This window comes from Pandoraea anapnoica, from assembly GCF_902459765.1.
Lineage (GTDB): Bacteria > Pseudomonadota > Gammaproteobacteria > Burkholderiales > Burkholderiaceae > Pandoraea > Pandoraea anapnoica.
In genome coordinates, this window is the sequence record NZ_CABPSP010000009.1 from 117,269 (window position 1) to 136,757 (window position 19,489).

At 64.2% G+C, this 19,489-nt stretch carries 16 protein-coding genes; 6 read left to right on the plus strand and 10 right to left on the minus strand.

Going from position 1 to position 19,489, the window contains the following annotated elements; genetic code table 11:
• Positions 1–60 precede the first annotated feature (60 nt).
• From PAN31117_RS15800 to PAN31117_RS15815, 4 genes are read left to right on the plus strand one after another with little or no spacing between them, the layout of a single operon-like run.
• Positions 61–801, plus strand: a complete 741-nt coding sequence (locus tag PAN31117_RS15800) for a DUF4198 domain-containing protein (RefSeq protein ID WP_150739128.1) — start codon at positions 61–63, stop codon at positions 799–801.
• A 12-nt stretch (positions 802–813) separates the two neighbouring features.
• Positions 814–1,152, plus strand: a complete 339-nt coding sequence (locus PAN31117_RS15805) for a DUF3649 domain-containing protein (protein ID WP_150739013.1) — start codon at positions 814–816, stop codon at positions 1,150–1,152.
• Positions 1,149–2,837 carry a PepSY-associated TM helix domain-containing protein gene (locus tag PAN31117_RS15810; protein ID WP_150739014.1) on the plus strand — a complete coding sequence of 563 codons (1,689 nt, stop codon included), beginning with the start codon at positions 1,149–1,151 and terminating at the stop codon, positions 2,835–2,837. Before PAN31117_RS15805 ends, PAN31117_RS15810 begins: the two co-directional genes overlap by 4 nt.
• Entirely contained in the window at positions 2,834–3,115 is a 282-nt protein-coding gene (locus PAN31117_RS15815) for a DUF3325 domain-containing protein (RefSeq protein WP_150739015.1), read from the plus strand. The genes PAN31117_RS15810 and PAN31117_RS15815 overlap by 4 nt, the downstream gene beginning before the upstream one ends.
• 51 nt (positions 3,116–3,166) lie before the next feature.
• Here the strand turns inward: PAN31117_RS15815 and ribA are convergent, their stop codons facing one another.
• Positions 3,167–3,823: a GTP cyclohydrolase II gene (gene ribA, locus PAN31117_RS15820; protein WP_150739016.1), complete on the minus strand. Its 657-nt coding sequence runs from the start codon at positions 3,821–3,823 to the stop codon at positions 3,167–3,169.
• Between the two features lie 206 nt (positions 3,824–4,029).
• The gene (locus PAN31117_RS15825) at positions 4,030–6,225 is read right to left on the minus strand and encodes a TonB-dependent siderophore receptor (RefSeq protein WP_174990988.1); all 2,196 of its coding nucleotides are present in this window, start codon (positions 6,223–6,225) and stop codon (positions 4,030–4,032) included.
• A 318-nt stretch (positions 6,226–6,543) separates the two neighbouring features.
• Between PAN31117_RS15825 and PAN31117_RS15830 the strand changes: the two genes are divergently transcribed.
• Entirely contained in the window at positions 6,544–7,329 is a 786-nt protein-coding gene (locus PAN31117_RS15830) for an AraC family transcriptional regulator (RefSeq protein WP_150739018.1), read from the plus strand.
• Between the two features lie 44 nt (positions 7,330–7,373).
• Here PAN31117_RS15830 and PAN31117_RS15835 read toward each other — a convergent pair whose 3' ends face one another.
• The 5 genes from PAN31117_RS15835 to PAN31117_RS15855 are packed head-to-tail and all read right to left on the minus strand — an operon-like array spanning position 7,374 to position 15,042.
• Positions 7,374–8,156 (minus strand): ATP-binding cassette domain-containing protein, encoded by a 783-nt coding sequence (locus PAN31117_RS15835; protein WP_370855763.1) that lies wholly within the window; start codon positions 8,154–8,156, stop codon positions 7,374–7,376.
• A complete protein-coding gene (locus PAN31117_RS15840; protein ID WP_150739020.1) occupies positions 8,149–9,825 on the minus strand; it encodes a cyclic peptide export ABC transporter in 1,677 nt (558 codons plus the stop codon). The genes PAN31117_RS15835 and PAN31117_RS15840 overlap by 8 nt, the downstream gene beginning before the upstream one ends.
• A 35-nt stretch (positions 9,826–9,860) precedes the next feature.
• Positions 9,861–11,945 (minus strand): Fe(3+)-hydroxamate ABC transporter permease FhuB, encoded by a 2,085-nt coding sequence (fhuB, locus tag PAN31117_RS15845; RefSeq protein WP_150739021.1) that lies wholly within the window; start codon positions 11,943–11,945, stop codon positions 9,861–9,863.
• On the minus strand, positions 11,942–12,883 hold the full coding sequence (locus tag PAN31117_RS15850) for an ABC transporter substrate-binding protein (protein ID WP_174990989.1): 942 nt from the start codon (positions 12,881–12,883) through the stop codon (positions 11,942–11,944). The genes fhuB and PAN31117_RS15850 overlap by 4 nt, the downstream gene beginning before the upstream one ends.
• Positions 12,883–15,042 (minus strand): TonB-dependent siderophore receptor, encoded by a 2,160-nt coding sequence (locus PAN31117_RS15855; RefSeq protein ID WP_246189115.1) that lies wholly within the window; start codon positions 15,040–15,042, stop codon positions 12,883–12,885. The genes PAN31117_RS15850 and PAN31117_RS15855 overlap by 1 nt, the downstream gene beginning before the upstream one ends.
• A gap of 334 nt (positions 15,043–15,376) precedes the next feature.
• Here PAN31117_RS15855 and PAN31117_RS15860 point away from each other — a divergent pair, with 334 nt between their 5' ends.
• Complete coding sequence (locus tag PAN31117_RS15860) at positions 15,377–16,168, plus strand: AraC family transcriptional regulator (RefSeq protein ID WP_150739024.1); 792 nt, start codon at positions 15,377–15,379, stop codon at positions 16,166–16,168.
• Positions 16,169–16,196: 28 nt separating this feature from the next.
• On the opposite strand, the gene PAN31117_RS15865 is transcribed toward PAN31117_RS15860, so the two are convergent.
• The 3 genes from PAN31117_RS15865 to PAN31117_RS15875 all read right to left on the minus strand — a co-directional run bounded on the left by PAN31117_RS15865 (position 16,197) and on the right by PAN31117_RS15875 (position 19,409).
• A complete protein-coding gene (locus PAN31117_RS15865; protein WP_150739025.1) occupies positions 16,197–17,288 on the minus strand; it encodes a threonine aldolase family protein in 1,092 nt (363 codons plus the stop codon).
• Positions 17,285–18,589: a dicarboxylate/amino acid:cation symporter gene (locus PAN31117_RS15870; protein ID WP_217429662.1), complete on the minus strand. Its 1,305-nt coding sequence runs from the start codon at positions 18,587–18,589 to the stop codon at positions 17,285–17,287. Before PAN31117_RS15870 ends, PAN31117_RS15865 begins: the two co-directional genes overlap by 4 nt.
• Before the next feature lie 73 nt (positions 18,590–18,662).
• The gene (locus tag PAN31117_RS15875) at positions 18,663–19,409 is read right to left on the minus strand and encodes a GntR family transcriptional regulator (RefSeq protein WP_150739026.1); all 747 of its coding nucleotides are present in this window, start codon (positions 19,407–19,409) and stop codon (positions 18,663–18,665) included.
• Between the last annotated feature and the right edge of the window lie 80 nt (positions 19,410–19,489).

Consider the following 19,489-nt stretch of genomic DNA (forward strand, 5'->3'; position numbering starts at 1 on the left):
TTACATCCGTTCCGCCACCTCTCCAAGGAGACCGCAATGAAGACGACTGCCACCCACCGTATGATGCGACTGCCCCAGTTGGCCAAGTTCACCGCCGGTGCCCTCATCGCCTTCGCCGGTGCTGCGCAAGCACACCAGATCTGGATCGAGCAGCCTGCCGGTCAGAACGCCGTGATCCGCTTCGGCGAATTCGGCGAGAACCTGCGTGAAGCGTCGCCGGGTCTGCTCGACAAGTTCGTCGCGCCCACCGGCACGCTCAGCTCGGCGCAGGGCGAAAAGACAGCCGCCGCCACCAAGACGGCCAACGGCTTCGCGCTCCCGTTCAAGGCAACCGCCGGTGAATCGCTGATCGCCGAAGAGGCGAAGTACCCGCTCTTCACGTCCAAGCGCGACGCTCAGGAAGTCACGAACTGGTACCGCCCTGCGGCGCGTCTGGCGACCGACTTCTCGAAGCAGAAGCCGCAATTGACGCTCGACCTCGTGCCCGCAGGCAAGCAGGGTGAGTTCCAGTTGTTCTTCCAGGGCAAGCCGCTGCCCAAGGCGAAGGTTTCGCTCGTCACGCAATCGGGATGGGCCAAGGAAGCGCATACGAACGAACAGGGACTCGTGACGTTCGACATGCCGTGGAAGGGTGTGTACGTTGCCGAAGTCAGTCACAAGGACATGACGCCCGGTGAGCGCCCGGGTGCCAAGGGCGCCGAACGCTATCAGAGCGTGAGCTACGTGACGACGACGACCGTCATGCAGGCCGATGGCATCGAACCTCTCCCGGCTGGCCCCGCCGCCACACCCAACAAGTAAGCGACACGCATCATGGCTCAGGCTCGTCGTGCCTCGTCCGACAACGTTGGATTTCCCGAACGCTTCGTGAATATCGGGGGGCTCATCTCGCGTATCGTGGCAGCTATCGGCGGCGGTTACGCCGTGGCCGCGCTCGCGAGCGTTGCTGTACTGGCACTGCCGATGAACAAGGCACAGGCAGTCATCACCGGCGAGTTGGCGAGCTTCGCCATCTATGCCGGTGCGGTCGTCTGGGTGTTCGCCGTGCGCAGTGCATGGCGCGCCTGGGCCGGTCTGCTCATTGTCGCCGCACCGCTCGCGCTGGCCGCGTGGACGGTGGCGTCTGGCCACATGACGGGAGGTGCGGCATGACGTCCACGCCTACACCGAAAGCAAAGCCACAGGCGCGTGGCATCCGCCAGACGATGTCGGACCTGCACACGTGGTCCGGCCTGCTTGTCGGCTGGCTGCTGTACGCGATGTTCCTCACGGGCACCGTGAGTTACTTCAAGGACGAACTCTCGCAATGGATGCGCCCCGAGGTGCCGCATCAGCAGTCGTTGCCCGATCCGGCCGTGGTCGCTCAGAACGTCGGCAATCAACTCGTGACGCTCGCTGCGGGCAGCCCGCAGTGGAGCATTTATTTGCCCACCGAGCGCAATCCGGTCGCGGGCGTCTTCTGGCGCAATCCGCCTGCGCCCAAAGGCGCTGTCAGAGGTGAAGGAAAAGGTACCGATAGCGCCCCGCGTCGCACCTTCGAAGAAGCGACGTTCGATCCATCGACCGGCCAGACGCTGAAAGCGCGCGAGACCCTCGGCGGCGACTTCTTCTACCGGTTTCACTTCCAGTTTCATCCGCTGCCTGTCCTGTGGGGACGCTGGCTCGCGGGCTTCTGCGCGATGTTCATGCTGGTGGCGATCGTCAGCGGCGTGATCACGCACAAGAAAATTTTCATCGACTTTTTCACGTTCCGTTGGGGCAAGGGACAACGCTCGTGGCTCGACGCACACAATGCGCTCTCGGTCTTCGGCCTCCCCTTCCATCTGATGATCACGTACACCGGCCTCGTCACCCTCATGGCGATGTACATGCCGTGGGGTGCACAAACGGCGATCAAGACACCTATGGACCGCGCACAACTCAGCGCGCAACTCAGCGCTTTCCCACCGCCGGGCAAGGCCACCGGCGAGAAAGCGACGCTGGCACCGATTGCGCCGATGGTGCGCGAGGCGCAGGCCCGCTGGGGCGCACGAGACGTCGGTCGCGTAACCGTCACCCATGCGGGCGACACTGCGGCACGCGTGGCCGTCACACGCGGCGAAAGCTCGCGTGTCTCGATGAGTCCGCAGTATCTGCTGTTCGAGGGCACGACCGGCAAGTTGATCGACGTTCACGACGGTGTCGGTCCGGCGGCCGAAACGCGTGGCGTGATGTACGCACTGCACCTCGGGCGCTTCAGCGATCTGCATCTGCGCTGGCTGTACTTCCTCGTCAGCCTTGGCGGCACGGCGATGGTCGGCTCGGGGCTGGTGATGTGGACGGTCAAGCGTCGCAGCAAGCTGCCCGATCCGGCGCGTCCCCATTTCGGCTTTCACGTGGTCGAGCGTCTGAACATCGCAGCAATTGCGGGACTCTCGATCGCCATGACGGCCTTCCTCTGGGGCAACCGCCTTATTCCGGCGAGTGCACTCAAACGCAGTGCCACAGAAGTCGACGTGTTCTATTGGGTATGGGCGGCGACGCTGTTATACGCGCTGGTGCGCCCTGCCAAACGTGCGTGGGTGGAATTGCTGTGGATCGGCGCTGCCGTGCTCGCGCTGCTGCCGGTGCTTAACGCCACGACAACATCGCGCGGTCTCTGGCATAGCCTGACGACCGGCGACTGGGTGTACACAGGCGTGGATCTGATGCTCTGGGCCTTCGCGGCGCTGCACGCGTGGCTCGCGATTCGCACCGCGCGTCACAAGCCGAAGACGAAGCCTGCGCGTGCCACGACATCGGCCCGCACACCGCTCAGTGCGTCGATCAATGCCCCGTTGAACGAGGAGCGCGCATGAGTCACTTCGTCACTTTCACGCTCTGCCTCGCAGGCTTTGCGGCGCTGGCGATGTCGACCGAGCGTCAGCAGGAAGCGCGCTTCAAGACCGTTTCACCGACGCGCACGCGCAATGGCCGGATCGTCGGATGGACGGCACTGGCCCTGGCGCTCGGCGCATCGGTCATGCATCAGGGATGGGGATTCGGTCTGGTGAAATACAGTGGACAGACCAGCATGGCCGCCGGTCTGGTGTATCTGACGCTCATTCTGGCGGAGCGCCGTCGCCAGTCTCGCTAAGAGACTGGCCGACAGGCATCGGATAATCGCTGGGAGAGCGTCAGACGAAGATCACTCGTTCTCTTCGAAGTAGTGTCCGAACTTGACCTGCTTGGTGCGGATATAGCGTTCGTTCTCTTCGCGCACTGGAATGTCGAGCGCCACACGCTCGCTCACGGGGATGCCGTGCTTGATGAGCGTGTCGAACTTCTTCGGATTGTTGCTCATGAGGCGCACCGAACCCACACCGAGAATGCGCAAGATAGCGGCGGCGGAGTCGTATTCGCGCGCGTCGTCGGGCAGGCCGAGATCGAGGTTGGCTTCGACCGTGTCGCGCCCCTGCTCTTGCAGCAGATACGCACGGATCTTGTTGCTCAAACCGATGCCGCGCCCTTCATGGCCGCGCAGATACAGCATCACACCGCGCCCTTCTTCGGCGATCTTGCGCATACCGGCGTCCAGTTGCTCGCCGCAATCGCAGCGATAGGAGCCGAAGACGTCGCCCGTCAGACATTCCGAGTGCAGACGTACCAACGGCGGCAGCGCGCCTCCCTCGCTCGACACGTCGCCCATCACCAGCGCGAGATGCTCGTTGGCGCTGTCTTTGACGCGAAACGCGTGGGAAGTGAAGGTGCCGTAGCGAGTGGGCAGCGTTGCCGTAGCGACAAGCTCGACGCATTCGCCAACGTCGCAATTGAGCGTGGCAGAGGCAGTACCAGGGGACTTCATGTTGACGTTCGAACAGGCTGAAATTGGAGTTGCGTGCCACCCGACAACGATGGCGTGTGCTCGGAGTGTACCGCCATTTCCGAATTTCAGCCGACAGCGTCATGCAACAGACTGTTGCACGGCGCTGTCCAATCGGCCTGACGCCACGCCGACGGGGGCTGACGATATCCGCCCCGCCAGCCTCGACCGGCCGCTCCCCGCAGCGATCAGTAGTCGGCGCGCAGCGTAAGCATCACGTTGCGACGGTCGCCGTAGGTGCCGAAGAACGTCGACGGCACGCGTTCGTAGTAGTCGCGATTGAACACGTTGTTCACGTTCAGTTGCGCTTCCAGACGGCGATTGAAGCGGTACGCCACCATCGCGTCCCACACCGCATAGCCTCCTTGCGCCGAGCCAGCCGTACGATACGTCGAACTCTGGATGCGCACGCCACCGCCGACACGCAGGCCGTCGAGCCAGCCACCGAACGGGTTCGGCGAGAACTTGTACGTCGTGTACAGCTTGAACAGATGCTGCGGCTCCTCGCCGTCGAGCGTCTGACCGGCCAACGACGGATCGTTGTCGTAACGCGTATTGAGCAGCGTGTAGCCCGCGTAGACGTTCCAGTTGCTCGTCAGTTGACCGGTCAGTTCCGCTTCCCAGCCCTGGCTGCGCGCCGCGCCTGCTGCGACGGAGCCCAGCGGGTGGAATGGGTCGGCCACCGCGCGGTTGGTGTCCGTCATACGGAAAGCCGCGACGTTCGCCGTCAGACGGCCGTCGAGGAATTCGCCCTTCACGCCGAGTTCGTATTGCTGTCCGTCGCGCGGCGGCAAGCCCTGCCCGTCGAACGTGGTCGCCGTTTGCGGCGAGAAGATCTTCGCGTAGTTGAAGTACGCGTTGATCTGCTTCGTCAGCGCGAGAACGACGCCGCCGTACGGGATGAACTTGTGGTTCGCGCTCGACGACGTGCTCCACGGCGTCGCGGTCGGCAGCGTGTTCTGCGCCTGCTGCTGATACCACGCTTCGCGGCCGCCCAGCACGACGGTCAACGGGTCGAGCACGCGCACGCGCGCCTGTGCGTAGACGCCGAACTGCTGCGTATTGAGGTTATCGCCCGACGTGAGCGCCAGCGGCGGCTGGATCGACGGCGGCGAGAAGATATTGAACACGCCCATGGTCTGGCCGCCCGAGAGGCTGCGCTTCTGCGTGAGCTGATAGTTCATGCCGACCATCCACTCATGCTTGCGGCCGAACGCTTCCACCGGGCCGGAAACGTGCGAATCGACACCCAGCATGTTCTGCTCGACACGCTGAATCTGCGCCAAGTACCGGGCGTTGTACGTGGTCGGATCGATCCCCGGGCCGAGGTAGGCGTAGCGGCTGTTGTTCAGGATGTGGCGATAGTTGACGGTCGTCTGCGACGCGATGCCGCCATCGAAGCGGTGATCGAGGCGCGCGTTGACCTCCTGCATCGACGTCCACGTGTGGTTCCAGTCGGGCGCGAAGTTGCTGTTGTTCGGTGCGTTCAGGAAGCGGCGGTTGAGCAGCAACGACTGGCCGTAGTCGAACCCGTTGAGCGAGTTGACCTGATACGAACCCGAGAGCGACAGCAGCGTGCGCGGCGTGATGTCGAACTCCAGCGCGCCATACGCGAGGAAGTTGCTGTTGTTGGTGCGGGTCACCGACGCGTTGCTCGTATCGCCGGTCAGCACAGCGCGGCCGCGAATCGTGCCGCTCTGGTTGAGCGGTCCGGTTACGTCGATCATCTGACGATAATGCGCCCACGAACCGAAGCCCGTCTCGCTACGCAGCGCAAACGTATCGCCCGGACGCTTGCGCACCAGATTCACGGTGCCGCCCGGCTCGCCCGTCCCGTCGAGCAACCCCGCCGGGCCACGGAACACTTCCACGCGGTCGTACATCGACAGATCGAACTGCGGCTGGTACTGGATGCCGCTCAGGATAGACACGCCGTCGAACTCCACGCCCACGGGGTAGCCGCGCGCATTGAAGTAGTACGAGCCGTCGCCGTACTTCAGCGCGGAAATACCGGTGGTGTACTTCAACGCGTCGGTGACGGACTCCATGCCCTGATCGTCCATGCGCTGACGCGTGACGACCGACACCGAATTCGGAATGTCCTTCAACGCCTGAGGGATCTTGCCGATGGTCGTCATGCTCGACCCATACGAGCCGGACCCTTCGGTTTGCACGATGTCGCGCTGGCCGGAGATGTTCGCGGCCGGAAGCGCGGCAGCGGGTGCCGGTGCGTTTGCGTCCGTCGCAGATGCGGCGGCTGTCTGGGCATGGGCCTCTGCGGCGCTCAGCATCAGCATCAGCATGGCGACGGCGGCAGCGGACGTCAGTGCATAGTGAAACTTCGGCACCTTCTGCGACTGTCCTGCGCTTGGTGCATCGGACATGCGGCCCCGTGCGGCTTGCGTCCTGCAAGAATTCTGATTCGTTTGCATCGTTGACAACACTTCCCCTTGTTGCCGGGCTCTACCGGCGATCCAAAATTAACGTTCGTATGCTTTGTGTGGCGACCGTCCAATTCCCGCTACACTGGCGGAAATATCGCAAATGAGACTCATTACCAAATTTGCGTATGATCCGGCACAACACATTGATAGCTATGGAGAATATCGGGTTCGAAAAAGGTAAGCACGACAATAAATGTCGATTTTTTGACAATCGTCATCCAATTGGCGACATCCTGACGCGAGACCCGCATTACCCCCATGAGTGACTTCCTGCGCAAACGATTTCCCAATGCCGTGCGTCCCTTACCGCGCGATGTCTTTGCTCAGGTCACGCCCTTTCGTCACGGCGAACGGCTGATCTGGCATCGCCATCGACATGGTCAACTGGTGTTCCCTGTGCGCGGCATCGTGCGTGTGCTGACGCCGACCGCCATCTGGACGTTGCCGCCCTCGCGCGCACTCTGGCTGCCGTCGGACATCGAGCACGAACTGCATGCCGTGGGCGACGGACAGATGGGCAACATCTACATGGAGCCGCGCGCGTTCCCGTGGGACTGGACCAGCCCGACGGTCATCCTCGTCACGCCGCTGATTCGGGAGCTGGCGATCACCGTCAGCCGCGACGGCGACACCTACGGCCCCACGAGCCGTGCAGCGCTCTCGGTGCCGCCATTGATGGGTGTGCTGCACGACGCAGCTCCTGTGCCCGAACGTGGCGTGCCGGTACCGAGGGACGAGCGGCTACAGGCGATCTGCGAACATCTGATGAACGAGCCTGCCAGCAAGCTGACGCTCGACTTCTGGGGGGAACAGTTCGGGGTCAGCGGACGCACACTCGCGCGCCAGTTCCAGACGGAAACGGGCATGACATTCGTGACCTGGCGTCAGCACTTGCGCGTGTCCGAAGCGATTTCGACACTTGCACAGGGTGCATCGGTCGCAGCGACGGCGGACGCCTTCGGCTATGCCAGCCCCAGTGCCTTCATCGCCATGTTCAAACAGGTCACGGGACGCTCCCCGCAACGCTATCTCGCAGACGCCTGAGTCGGACTCGGGCGTCTGCATTCAGCGCACTCGGCGCGAATCATTCAGCGCGCATAACTCACCGGCATCCCGCCATCGGGATTCGGCAGGACGCCCATCGGCACACCGTAGATGGTCTGCAAGGTGTCGGGCGACATCAGTTCCGCAGGCGTGCCACGCGCAATCGGCTTGCCTTGCTTGAGCGCGAGCAGCGTGTCGCAAAAGCGCGCAGCCATGTTGACGTCGTGGAGCACGATCACCACGCCAAGGCCATGCGCGTCGGCCAGTTCTCGCACGAGTTGGAGGACATCCAGCTGATGCGCCACGTCGAGGGCCGAGGTCGGTTCGTCCAGCAACAGACACTGCGCCTGCTGCGCAACGAGCATCGCCAGCCACACCCGCTGACGCTCCCCACCGGAGAGCGACTCAACGAGACGGTCGGCAAAACCGAGCACGTCCGTCTGCGCCATCGCGTATTGCACGGCCTCGTGGTCATGGACGTCGAAGCGTCCGAGCGCGCCGTGCCACGGGTAGCGACCGAGCGCGACCAGTTCGGATACCGTCATCCCGGCAGCGGCGGGCGGTTGCTGCGGCAGATACGCCACACGCCGCGCAAACTCGCGTGCGCCCCACGACCCCAGCGCTCGCCCCTCAAACGCAATGTTGCCGCTCGCCGGCTGGAGCTGGCGCGCGAGCAACTTGATCAGGCTCGACTTGCCCGAGCCGTTGTGGCCGATCAGTCCGTGCACCTGTCCGGCCGCGAGTTCCAGCGTCAGTGGCGCGAGCAGTGTGCGCCCGTCTACCGCGAACGAAACGTCTTGCAAAGCGAACATCGGGATATCACTCATGAGCATTCGATGAATCTGGTTCGGCAGGTTTGTTGGGTGTCTCGACCTCGGCTTGCGGCTCACGTGATTGACGCAGCTGACCGTAGTCGAGACGAATCAGACGGTCCGCCAGATCGAAATAGCGGTCGTCGTGGGTAATGACCAGCACGCTCTTGCCGCGCGCCTTGAGCGCGGGCAGCATCTGGCGGTAGAAAACGTCCTTGAACAGCGGGTCCTGATCCGCCGCCCATTCGTCGAAGACGTAGAACGGCCGATCTTCCAGGTACGCCACCAGTAACGCGAGACGCTTGCGCTGTCCCTGCGAGAGATCGAGCGTGGAGAAGCGTCCGTCCGAGATCGTCACCTTGTGGTCGAGCTGCAGCGACTTGAGCAGCGTATGCGCCTGCGCGTCGAGCCCGTCCGGCGGCAAGCCAAGGAGATGTTCGAACAGGAAAAAGTCGCTGAACACCACGGAGAACAGTTGACGGTAGTGGTCACGCCTGGCGTCGCCGACGGGCGTACCGTCGACCACAATACGGCCCTGCTCCGGCGCATACAGGCCGACGATCAGCTTGGCCAGCGTGGTCTTACCGCTCCCGTTGCCGCCCACCAGATAAACGAGTTCGCCGGGACGGAACGTGAGCGTCACCGGTCCGAGCGTGAACACTTCGCTTTCCTGTTCGCGGAAGTAGCGATGCGTGACGCCTTCGAGCACGATCTCGTGGAACGCCGGTGCCTCGCGCGTAGCCGATGCAGGCAGCAGTTCGCGTGGCAGTTCGTTTTCGACCTGCGCGATGCGCTCCAGCGCGACGCGTGCACTGCCCAGCGACGGCATCGCCGAGAGCACGCCCTCGATCGGCATGATCATGTACAGGAACACGAGCGCGTAGCCGGACACCACCTGCGGCGGCAGGTCGACGTGACGCAGCACCACGAACAACGTGAGGCCGATGAAGGCGAACAGAATGAAGCTGCCCCAGCTGGCCGCGGCTGCATACAGCACGTATCCGCGCGTGCGCTGCACACGCACCGCCTCGACATTGCTCGCGAGACGGTCTTCGATGAAGGCGTCGCGACGGGCGCGATGCAGCTTGAGCTCCTTCGCACCGTCGAACAACGCGCGGAAATCCTTCACCAGCGATTCCTCTCGCTTGCGCGAGCTGCGCAGATGCAGCAGCGCGCGCTGATTGGCGAAGCGAAATCCCGCCGCACCGATGAAGATCGTCACCACAGCGAACAGCAGAATCTGCCACGACAGATAGCCGAGATACACGAGACATCCGGCGATCACCGCGCCCTGCATCGCCAGCACCGGCAGGTTCACGAACAGCACGACGATGGTGTCGAGATCCTGCGTGAGGACGGCAATCGCGCGGGCAATGCCATGCTTCTCGAGACTCGCGTAGGGGGCGGCACCGATGCGACGCACGACCTGCATGCGCAACGTCGCCTTCGCGCGCTGACCGAGCGACATGAAGAGCGTTTGCGACAGTGCGCGCGTGACCAGCACGATCACGCCAAGGCCGAGAAATTGCATGCCGAGCACGCCCAGATGGTCGCGCGGCGCCGTCAACGCGCGATTGATCAGCGCGACGAGACCCGCGCTTCCAAAACCGCTGATAAGACTACCGGCGAACGCAATGGCCAACGGCCATCGAGACGCACGTACCAATTGCCAGAACAAGGACATAAGAGATCTCTGTTTTTATGGGGATGTCGGGAATGTCACGCCACCTGCCGACGCAGGTGCCACAGCAGATACGGTGCGGCGATCAGCATCGCAAGCACGCCCGCCGGGAGTTGTTGCGGGAAAAGCAGATTGCGTCCGAGCCAGTCGGCGGCGATCATCAGCAACGCACCGGACACGGCCGACGCGACGGCCTGCGAGCGTCCCTTGCCGAACCCGGCCATGCGCGCCAGATGCGGCGCGAGCAGACCGACGAACGACAGCGGGCCGACGACGAGCGTCGCCACGGCGCTGAGCGTCGCGGCCAGACACCACATCCACAGGCGCGCACGCCGCACGTTCACGCCGACGGCGGTCGCCGTTGCGTCGCCCATCGGCAGCAGATCCAGCCAGCGCGACGCCAGGCACGTCAGCAACAGACCCGCCAACGACGCGACGACAGTGCCCAAAGCAATACCGGGGCCGACGATGTACGTGAGGCCAAGCATCAGCGAGCGCAGCAGGAAGGCATTCGCCGTACCGCTCGCGCTCCCGATCGCCACCAGCGATTGCGCCATGCCGGAGATCGCTACACCCGCGAGCAACATTCGTGTGGGCGAGAAACCGCCTTTGCGCGAAAGCGTGAGCATGACTGCGAGACTGAGCGCGGCGCCTGCAAAGGCTGCAACGAATAGTGCCGACGCCGACGGACCGACCATCGCGAACGTCACGATCAGCACGCCCAGCATTGCGCCGCCGCTCACGCCGAGCAGTTCGGGGCTGGCCATCGGGTTGCCGCTGATCCGTTGCAGCAGCGTGCCCGCAAGCGCTAACGCGATCCCGGCCGCTGCCGACGCCAGCATGCGCGGCAGCCGCCATTGCGAAAGCGATGCCCATGACGCGTCCGTCGCCCATTCCCAGCCGTCGAACGAACGCCCCAGATGCTGCGTCACCCAAACGAGCGCGGCCCCGAACACGAGTGCCAACGCGAGCCATCGGAACGGGTGACGCGCGCGTGCGGGCGGCGCAGCATCGGCGCTTGCCACTTCTCCGGCCCGCGTGCGGCGCAGCAGCCACAGCAACAGCGGTCCGCCAAACAGCGCAGCGGCGGCGCCTGTCGGCAACGACGCGCCGTCGAATAGTGGCAGCCACTGCACAAGTTGGTCGGTCAGCATCAGCATGAGTGCGCCGATGAACGGCGCCCAGATCAGTTGATCGCGCAGACGTCGCGCACCGGCAAGCCGCACCAGTTGGGGTCCGGCCAGACCGACGAAACCGATGATGCCGACGACGCTGACGATGCATGCCGAGAGCGCCACAGCCACCACCAGTCCGGCAGTGCGAATCCATGCGACACGCGCGCCGAGCTGGGTCATGCTGCGGTCGTCGAGCGTGAACAACGTCAGCGGTCTGAGCAGCAGCGCCGCCGCAACGACGGCCACGATCACGCGGGGCAACAGCCATCCGAAATCGTGCCAGCCGTTTTGCACCAGCGATCCGGCCCCCCATGCGAAGACACCGACGAGCGCGCGTTCGTGCGTCATCGACACCATGATCGACAGGCCGCTGCAATACAGGTTGACGATCATGCCCGCGAGAATCACCGGGATGGGGGCGAAGCGGCTACGCCACGTCAGCGCCATCACCACGGCGATGGCCGCCGCCGACCCGAACAATGCGACGCCTGAGCGCCACGCGAAGGCCACCGCAGGCAGCCAGATCGTCGCCGCCGACAGCGCGAGCGACGCGCCCGACGCCACGCCGAGTGTCAGCGGCTCGGCCAACGGATTGCGCAGCACCTGCTGGAACATCACGCCCGCGAGCGCGAGCCCGGCACCGGCGAGCACCGACATCGCCAGTCGCGGCAGCCACGCGTAGTTCACGAGCAGGCCCGACATCGTGGCAGCCGAAGCCGACGCATTCGGGTCCAGCGTCGGATGTGTGACCGCGTGCCAGACAGCAGCGAGGAACGTGCCGCTGTCGACGCCCGCCGGGCGCAGCGACAGCAACGTGATAAGCGTCAGCACCAGCGCGGGCGCGCCGACCATCATCGCGAGACGCCAGAGATGACGCACGTCGCTGGACGTCGCGGACCCGAGCGGCTTGTCGGCCGTCATCGGTTGAAACGGATTACCCGTGCTCATGCCGCCGCTCCCGTCAGGGCGACGCTCAGCGCGTCGGCCAGCTTCACCGCCGTGGGCGTGCCGCCCGTCGGCAACATCACCGGCAACTGACCGACGCGCGCCCCGCGCACGAACGGCAGCGCCTGCCACAGCGGACTCTGCCCGAGCATGCCCAGCAATCCGGGACGCGCACCGATCAGCATCGCGCGCGCCGAGGCATCCGCCCCGAGCTGCGTGTAGTCGATCTGTGCCATGCCCTCCGTATCGCTCGGACGTCGCCACGCGTTGGTCAGCCCCACAGCGGCCAGCGTCCCGCCGAACACACTCTCACGACCGAAGACGTTCGTCAGACGCGTGTCGATGGGGCTCATCAGATACACCGGTCGTTGTGTGACGCCGTGCTTCGTCAGACGATCGCGAACCTCGCTCAGACGCGCATCCGTCGCAGCCAGCAACTGCGAAGTTTGCGTCGGACGCCCCAGTGCATCGCCCAACGCCCGCGCGCGACGCAACGCAAGTTGATAGCCGTCTTCATGCGGATGGGGTGGCGGCGCGACGAATAGCGGCGCAATGCGCGCAAGCGAATCGGCGAGCGCAGCGTGCGCGGGCGTGATGACGATGAGGTCGGGACGCAGCGCCTGCACCACTTCGAAATTCGGTTGAAAGAGGAGACCGACGTCGACGACGTTGTCGGGCATCGAGGGCGTGCCCGAAAGGAGCCGATACCAGAACGGGCGCGCCGCGCCGACAGGCGTCACGCCCAGCGAGAGCACCTGCGCTGCAAGCCCCCAGTCGAGCACTACCACGCGCGGCAGACGGCCCGAGGCCGAGGAAGACGCAGCGGATGAAGCCCCGACAGGCGACGCAAGTACGCCCCCCGCCCCCATGAACGGTGCCAGCGCACCAACGCCAAACGCCGCCAGGAGGCGGCGTCGTGCGGCAAACGATTGTCGTTGCATCACCATTGATATCGGGCTGTCCCCAGAACGGTTCGCGTCGCGCCCCAGTAGCACAGCGATGACGATGTGCAATACGAGATGTATTCGCGGTTGAAGAGGTTACTGACGTTCACGGCGAAACGCCATTGCTGCCAGTCGTAGTGCACGGCGGCGTCGACCAGTGTGCGGCTCGGCACTTCGAACGTGTTGGCGGTGTCGCCAGCCGACGAACTCATGTAACGCACACCGGCACCGAATCCGAGATTGCGCAACGCACCCTCGTGCAGCGTGTAATCGGCCCAGAGCGCGACGCTGTTACGCGGCGTGAGCTGCGGACGCTTGTCCTGCGCTGTCGTGCTTTGCAGGTTGACCTGGTTGATGTACGTGTACGACGCAATCACCTTCAGATCGCGGGTGACGTTGGCGCGCGCTTCGGCTTCGAATCCGCGCGAACGGATTTCGCCCGTCTGCGTCGGGAAGGTCGGATGCGCCGGATCGACCACGCTCACGTTTTCCTGACGCAGGTCGAAAGCCGAGAGACGCAGCGACGCATCGTAGTTTTTCGGCTGATAGCGCACGCCGACTTCGTACTGCTTGCCTTGGGTCGGCGAAAGCGCATCGCCTGCGAAGTTCGTCCCCAGCACCGGCGCGAACGACTTCGCATAGCTCACGTACGGCGCGACGCCGTTGTCGAAGGCGTACGACAGTCCTGTACGCCAGGTGAACGCGCTGTTATCTGACGAGCGCTGCACACCGTTCGTGGTCGAGCGCGTCGTCGCCCAGTCTTCGCGCACGCCGAGCGTGAGGACCCAGCGGTCGTACCGCAGTTCGTCCTGCGCATACAGCCCGGCCTGACTCAGCGAATAGTCCAGCCGCGTGTTCGGACTCACGCCCGCCAGCGCGCCGTAGTTCGGATTGAACAGATCCAGTTGACCGACGACCGCACCGCCGTAGTTATCGCCTTCGAGCACGCGGCGAAAGTCGAAGCCGAAGAGCATCGTGTGTTCGACCGGACCGGTGGCGAACTTCGCCTGCGCGTTCGTATCGATCTGCCACTGGCTTACGTGCTCGAAGTCGGTGTTGCCCCACATCGCCACCGTGCGCTGGTCAGCCGCAAGCGGGCTGGTGATCGACGTCTGATAGTAGTTCTGGTCGATGTGCAGATAACGCGCGTTCTGCGAAATGCGCCACGTATCGTTGAGTTGCTTCGCGAACTGATAGCCGAACCAGTATTGCGTGCGCTGCATGCCGTCGCGATTCGAGTCGCCGAAGTACTGGTCCGGGCCGAGGCGACCGTTCGGATTGACGAACAGCGTGCCGCTGGCGGGCACCGGATTGAACAGCCCGCCTGCCGGGTCGCGTTGATAGCCCGCGAGCAAGGTCAGCGACGTGTCGCGATCCGGCTTGAACGTGATCGAGGGCGCAATCGCCAGTCGTTGATCCTTGATGGCGCTGACCTGCGTCTTGGCATCACGCGCCAGACCCACGACGCGATAGAGGATCGTGCCGTCCGGCGTCAGCGATCCACCGAGATCGAAACCGGTCTGATAAGTATCGTGATTGCCGATCTGGAGCATCACTTCGCGCAGCGGCTGCTCCGTCGGTAACTTGCTGCTGTAGTTGACGATGCCACCGGGGTTGCCCTGCCCGTACAACACGGAGGACGGGCCGAACATCACGTCGATGCGTTCCAGCAGATACGGGTCGACACGTGCGGTAGCGAAGCGCGGCGACGGGAAAATGCCGAGACCGTCGAGATAGGCGTCGATATCGAAGCCACGGGCGCGAAGCTGGTCGAAGCGCACGTCGGTCCCGTCCTGCGTATTGACGCCGGTCGTGTAGCGCAATGCCTGATCGATCGTGATCGCGCCCTGATCGTCCATTTGTGCGCGCGTGACCGTCGAAGTCGCTTGCGGCGCGGTCAATGTCGATGCGTCGGTCTTGGTGACGGTCGTCATGCGTTTGGCGACGTAGCCCCGCCCCGGCCCGTTCGGATTCTCGGCAAGTGCACTATCGCGCACTTGTGTTGCGGGCAGCGTCACTGCGCCCGCTGCATTCGCTATACCGGCTGCGCCCCCTGCCTCCGATGCATTCGTTACACCGGTCGACGGCGTCTCGCTTGCGTCCGCCGCCGTCGCGGCGTGCTGCCCGAATACCGCTGCGGCAAGCACTGCCGCCATGACCGTCATTCGTCGCCCACTGTTCGAATGGGTCGCCTTCCCCGCGTGATTTCGTTTCACTTTACGTCCGCTTCCCGCGCCAGAGCCATTCCAATAGAATGAATTAAAATAAATGAGACGCATTACTATTATCACTTGTATCTGCCACCTGAACCCCGATGGCAGTTGGTAGAATACCGGGGATGCTTTTGCTGTGAATCGCAAAAAATGTTGAGAAAAGGACAATTTTTGTCCTTTTCTCTATGCTTTGGCGTGTCGTGTCCATCTCACAAGGGGTTGCGGGACAAATGGCACGTCATCTGACCGAATGGATCGGTCCGGTTGGGAAGTCGTCATGAAGGAATTGCTGCTGCGCCGCTATCCGGAAACGCGCCGTCATTTACCGCGCGACGTCACGCTTGGGGGCATGGAATGTGAGGATGGTGAGCGCCAGCCGTGGCACCAGCATCAACACGGTCACGTGGTGATGGCGCTGCGCGGTGTGGTGCGCGTGCTCACGCCTGCGCACACGTGGACACTGCCCGCATCACGCGCGCTCTGGCTGCCGCCGAATACCCCGCACGAACTGCACGCCGTCGGACGCATGCAGTTCTGCACGATCAGCGTCGAGCCGGGCACGGTGTCGTGGCTGTGGCCTAACGCGCTCGTGCTGACGGTCGGCCCGCTTCTGCACGAACTGGCCGTCGACATGTTGTCCGACGGCCTCCACTACGCCCCCGACAGCCGCACCGCCCTCTCCATTCCTTTGCTTCTGCGTTTGCTTCGCGAGGCGGCTGCGCCCGGTGAGCACGGCCTGCCGCTCCCCAGTTCCGCGAAGCTGCTGGCGATTTGCGAGCACATGATGATGGCCCCCGCGACCGATTACTCGCTGGAGCGCTGGGGAGAAGAGCTGGGGGCGAGCGGCAAGACGCTCGCGCGCCGCTTCAAGGACGAGACGGGGATGACCTTCGGGCGCTGGTGCCAGCATATGCGGGCATCCGAGGCAATCACGCGGCTGGCGCTCGGGGCATCGGTCGGCGACGTGGCGCTCGCGCTCGGCTATCGAAGCCCGAGCGCTTTCATCGTGATGTTCAAGCGGTTGTTCGGCCGCGCGCCGCAACAGTATCTGGCCGTGGCCGAGCGCTGAGCCGAATCAGCCTCGACGCATCGCCGGATCAAGCCACCCCGAGCGGCGTGGCGCGCGAGGCAAACGTATTCCGAATCGACGCGATGGCCGCGATGGTTTCGTCGATATCCTCATCACCGATATGGCGATGCGTCACAAGTCGCAGCATCGACGTGCCACTCGCGCGCGCCAGAATGCCGTACTCCGCGAGCGCAGCCTCCCACGCACGCGGGTTCGCCTCGCGTTGCTCGCCGACACGCAAGCGCACGATGTTGCTCGTGGACGGCACAGCATCGACCAGTTGCGGGTCGATCTGCGCGAGCCCGTCCCATAGACGTTGCGCACGCGCGTTGTCGTCGGCCAGTCGCGCAACCATCGTCTCCATCGCCACTTTCCCCGCCGCCGCCATGATGCCCGCCTGACGCAGCCCGCCGCCCGTCATGCGACGGAACGTGCGCGCCTGTTCGATAATCGCATGCGAGCCGACGAGCATCGCGCCCATCGGTGCGGACAGCCCTTTCGAGAGGCAGAACGTCAGGCTGTCGCAATGCGCGGCGATCTGACCGACGTCGACACCCAGCGCCGCGGCCGCGTTGAACACGCGCGCTCCGTCCATATGGACCGGCACGCCCGCCCGCGATGCGAGCGCATGGATATCGGCCAGATACGACAACGACGGCACGTAGCCGCCGGAGTGGTTATGCGTGGACTCGACCGCGACCATCGCCGTCGGTTGCCCATAACGCGAAAAGCCGGGACGCAACGCCCCGGCCAGCTGATCGAGATCCATTTCGCCGCGCACCGATGCAATGAGCACCGGGTATAGATGCGCGAGCCGCGACATGCCGCCCGCCTCCGACTTCGCCATGTGGGCCTGCGCGTCGAGCACCGCTTCGCCGCCACGCGTGGCGTGGCAGAGCGAAGCGATCAGATTGCCCATCGTGCCGGAGACGACGAACATCGCCTCCTCTTTGCCGGTGACGACCGCCGCGAGATGTTCCAGCGCGCGCACGGTCGGGTCGCCTTCGAGGGTGTCGTCACCCAGCGACGCGGTTTGCATCGCCTCCCACATCAGTGCGGTGGGCCGGGTGACGGTATCGCTTCGCAGATCGATGAAGCGTTCGGTATTGCCTGAGGTCATGCGAACTCCTGACCGTGGGCATGGCTGCCCGCGCGCGCAGTTTCCGACTCGGCGGCGAGCGCCGCTTGCACGGCTTCTGGCGATTCGTACGGAATACCGGCGAGCTTCATGACGAGCTTGATGGCCACGGTGTTGCTGAAAACATTGATGGCAGTACGGCCCATGTCTAGGAAGGCATCGACACCGGCAATGATGGCGAGCGCTTCGATGGGCACGCCGATGGTTGTGAGCACCATCGCAATCGCCACGAGACCGCCCGACGGCACGTTCGCGCTGCCCTTGCTGGCGAGCGTGGTCACTAGCACGATCGAGAGCAGCGTCGGCATGTCGAGCGGCACGTGGTAGGCATCGGCAAGGAAGCCGACGGCCAGCGCGAAGTACATGATCGAGCCGTCGCGATTGAACGCGTAGCCCAGCGGCAGCACGACCGATGCGATGGCCTTCGGCACGCCCATCGCGATGAGCTTTTCCATGTGCAACGGCAGCGTGGCTTCGGACGAGCGCGTGGCGAACGCGAGAATCACCGGCTCACCGATGGCGCGCGTCGTCGCCCACGGCTTTTCGCCAATCGCTTTGAGCAGAATCCAGAACAGCACCAGCAGCACGCCGAGGCCGAGGTACATCGTGCCGACGAGCTTCACGAGCGCGAGAATCGTGCCGATGCCCTGCGTGGCGAACAGCCACGAGATGATCGCGAAGATCGCCAGCGGCGAGAGCGAGATGATCCAGTCGGTGAGCTTGAACACTGCGCCCATGAGCGCGTCGAGCACGCCGACGAGCGGCTTCGCGCGCTCGCCGATGGACGACAGCGCCAGTCCGAGCAGTACGGCAAAGACCAGCACCGGCAGCAGATTACTGCCGCTCATCGCCGCGAAGATGTTCGACGGAATCATCTCCAGGAAGAACTTGGTCCAGTCCACCGAGGCGGCAATCGGCTTGGCCGACGCATGCGCCGCCGCGAGATTCGCACCGAGCCCTGGGTGGAAGATCGCGTTCAGGCCGAGTCCGATCACAATCGAGACGAGCGTAGCGATGAAGAAATAGATCAGGCTGATGGCGGAGACACGGCCGAGCGCGCGCGCGTTGTGCCCCATCTGATAGATGCCGAGCGTGATCGCCGTGAAGACGAGGGGCACGACGATCATCTTCACGGCTTGCACGAAGGCAGTGCCCACAGGCATGAGCTTCGTGGCGAGCGCCGGGGCGACCATGCCGCAGCCGATGCCCAACGCCAGACCGATCAGCATCTGAATAGGTAACGGAAGGAGGCGCTTCTTCTTGCTGGCAGTGCTTGACGACATGACGACTATCTCCGGAAATTACGTGGCGTTGCGGCGCATCTGGACTGGCACGACATCACGTGCTGCGACGCGTTCAGCGTTTGCGGCTTTTGCCTGCGGGCGCCGCAGCAGGCGCGCCCGCTGACAGCGCGGCGGGCACCGCGGACGGCGCCGCAGGAGGAACGAGCGCCTGCAAGCGAGCCTGCATGGCGTGCGTGAGGTGGTCCCAGACATGGCGCTGAGCCTCCTCGGGACGCCCGGCGGCGATGGCATCGAAGATCGCGAGGTGTTCGCGAACGGCGGTGCGGGTGCGCTCGGCGTCGTAATGCGGAATGCGTTGCAGCGCCAGACCGTTCTGGGTGCGCAACGCGTGATAAGTCTCGGTAAGCCGCACGTTGTCGGCCGCAGCGAACATCGCTTCGTGGAACTGCCAGCCCACGCGCTGGGTGATGTCGACGTCGAGTTCGATGCCTTCGATCCCCTGTGCGTCGAGCGCGCGCAGGCGCACGGCGACTTCTTCCAGCGCAGGTGTCACGCCCTTTTGCGCCGCCAGCCATGCAGCCATGCCTTCGAGGGCCAGCCGCACTTCGTGAATTTCGCTCAGATCCCGCACCGACAACTGACGCACGAAGGTGCCGCGCATCGGCACGATCTCCAGCAGGCCGTCGTTGGCGAGCGCGCGAATCGCTTCGCGCACGGGCGTGCGGCTGATGCCGAAACGCTCCGAGAGCGCGCGCTCGGACAGCGCCTCGCCCGCTCGGATTTCGCCGGAAACGATCAGGTTGCGAATGGCGCTGTAAGCCGATTCGCTCAGGGCCGGGGTGCGTTGGGTCTGGTTCATAACTGGTATACCAGCAAAAAACAATTTGCCGGTCAATGACAAAATCTGTGGGACGGGGGTGTTTGCGGGTAAACGATGAG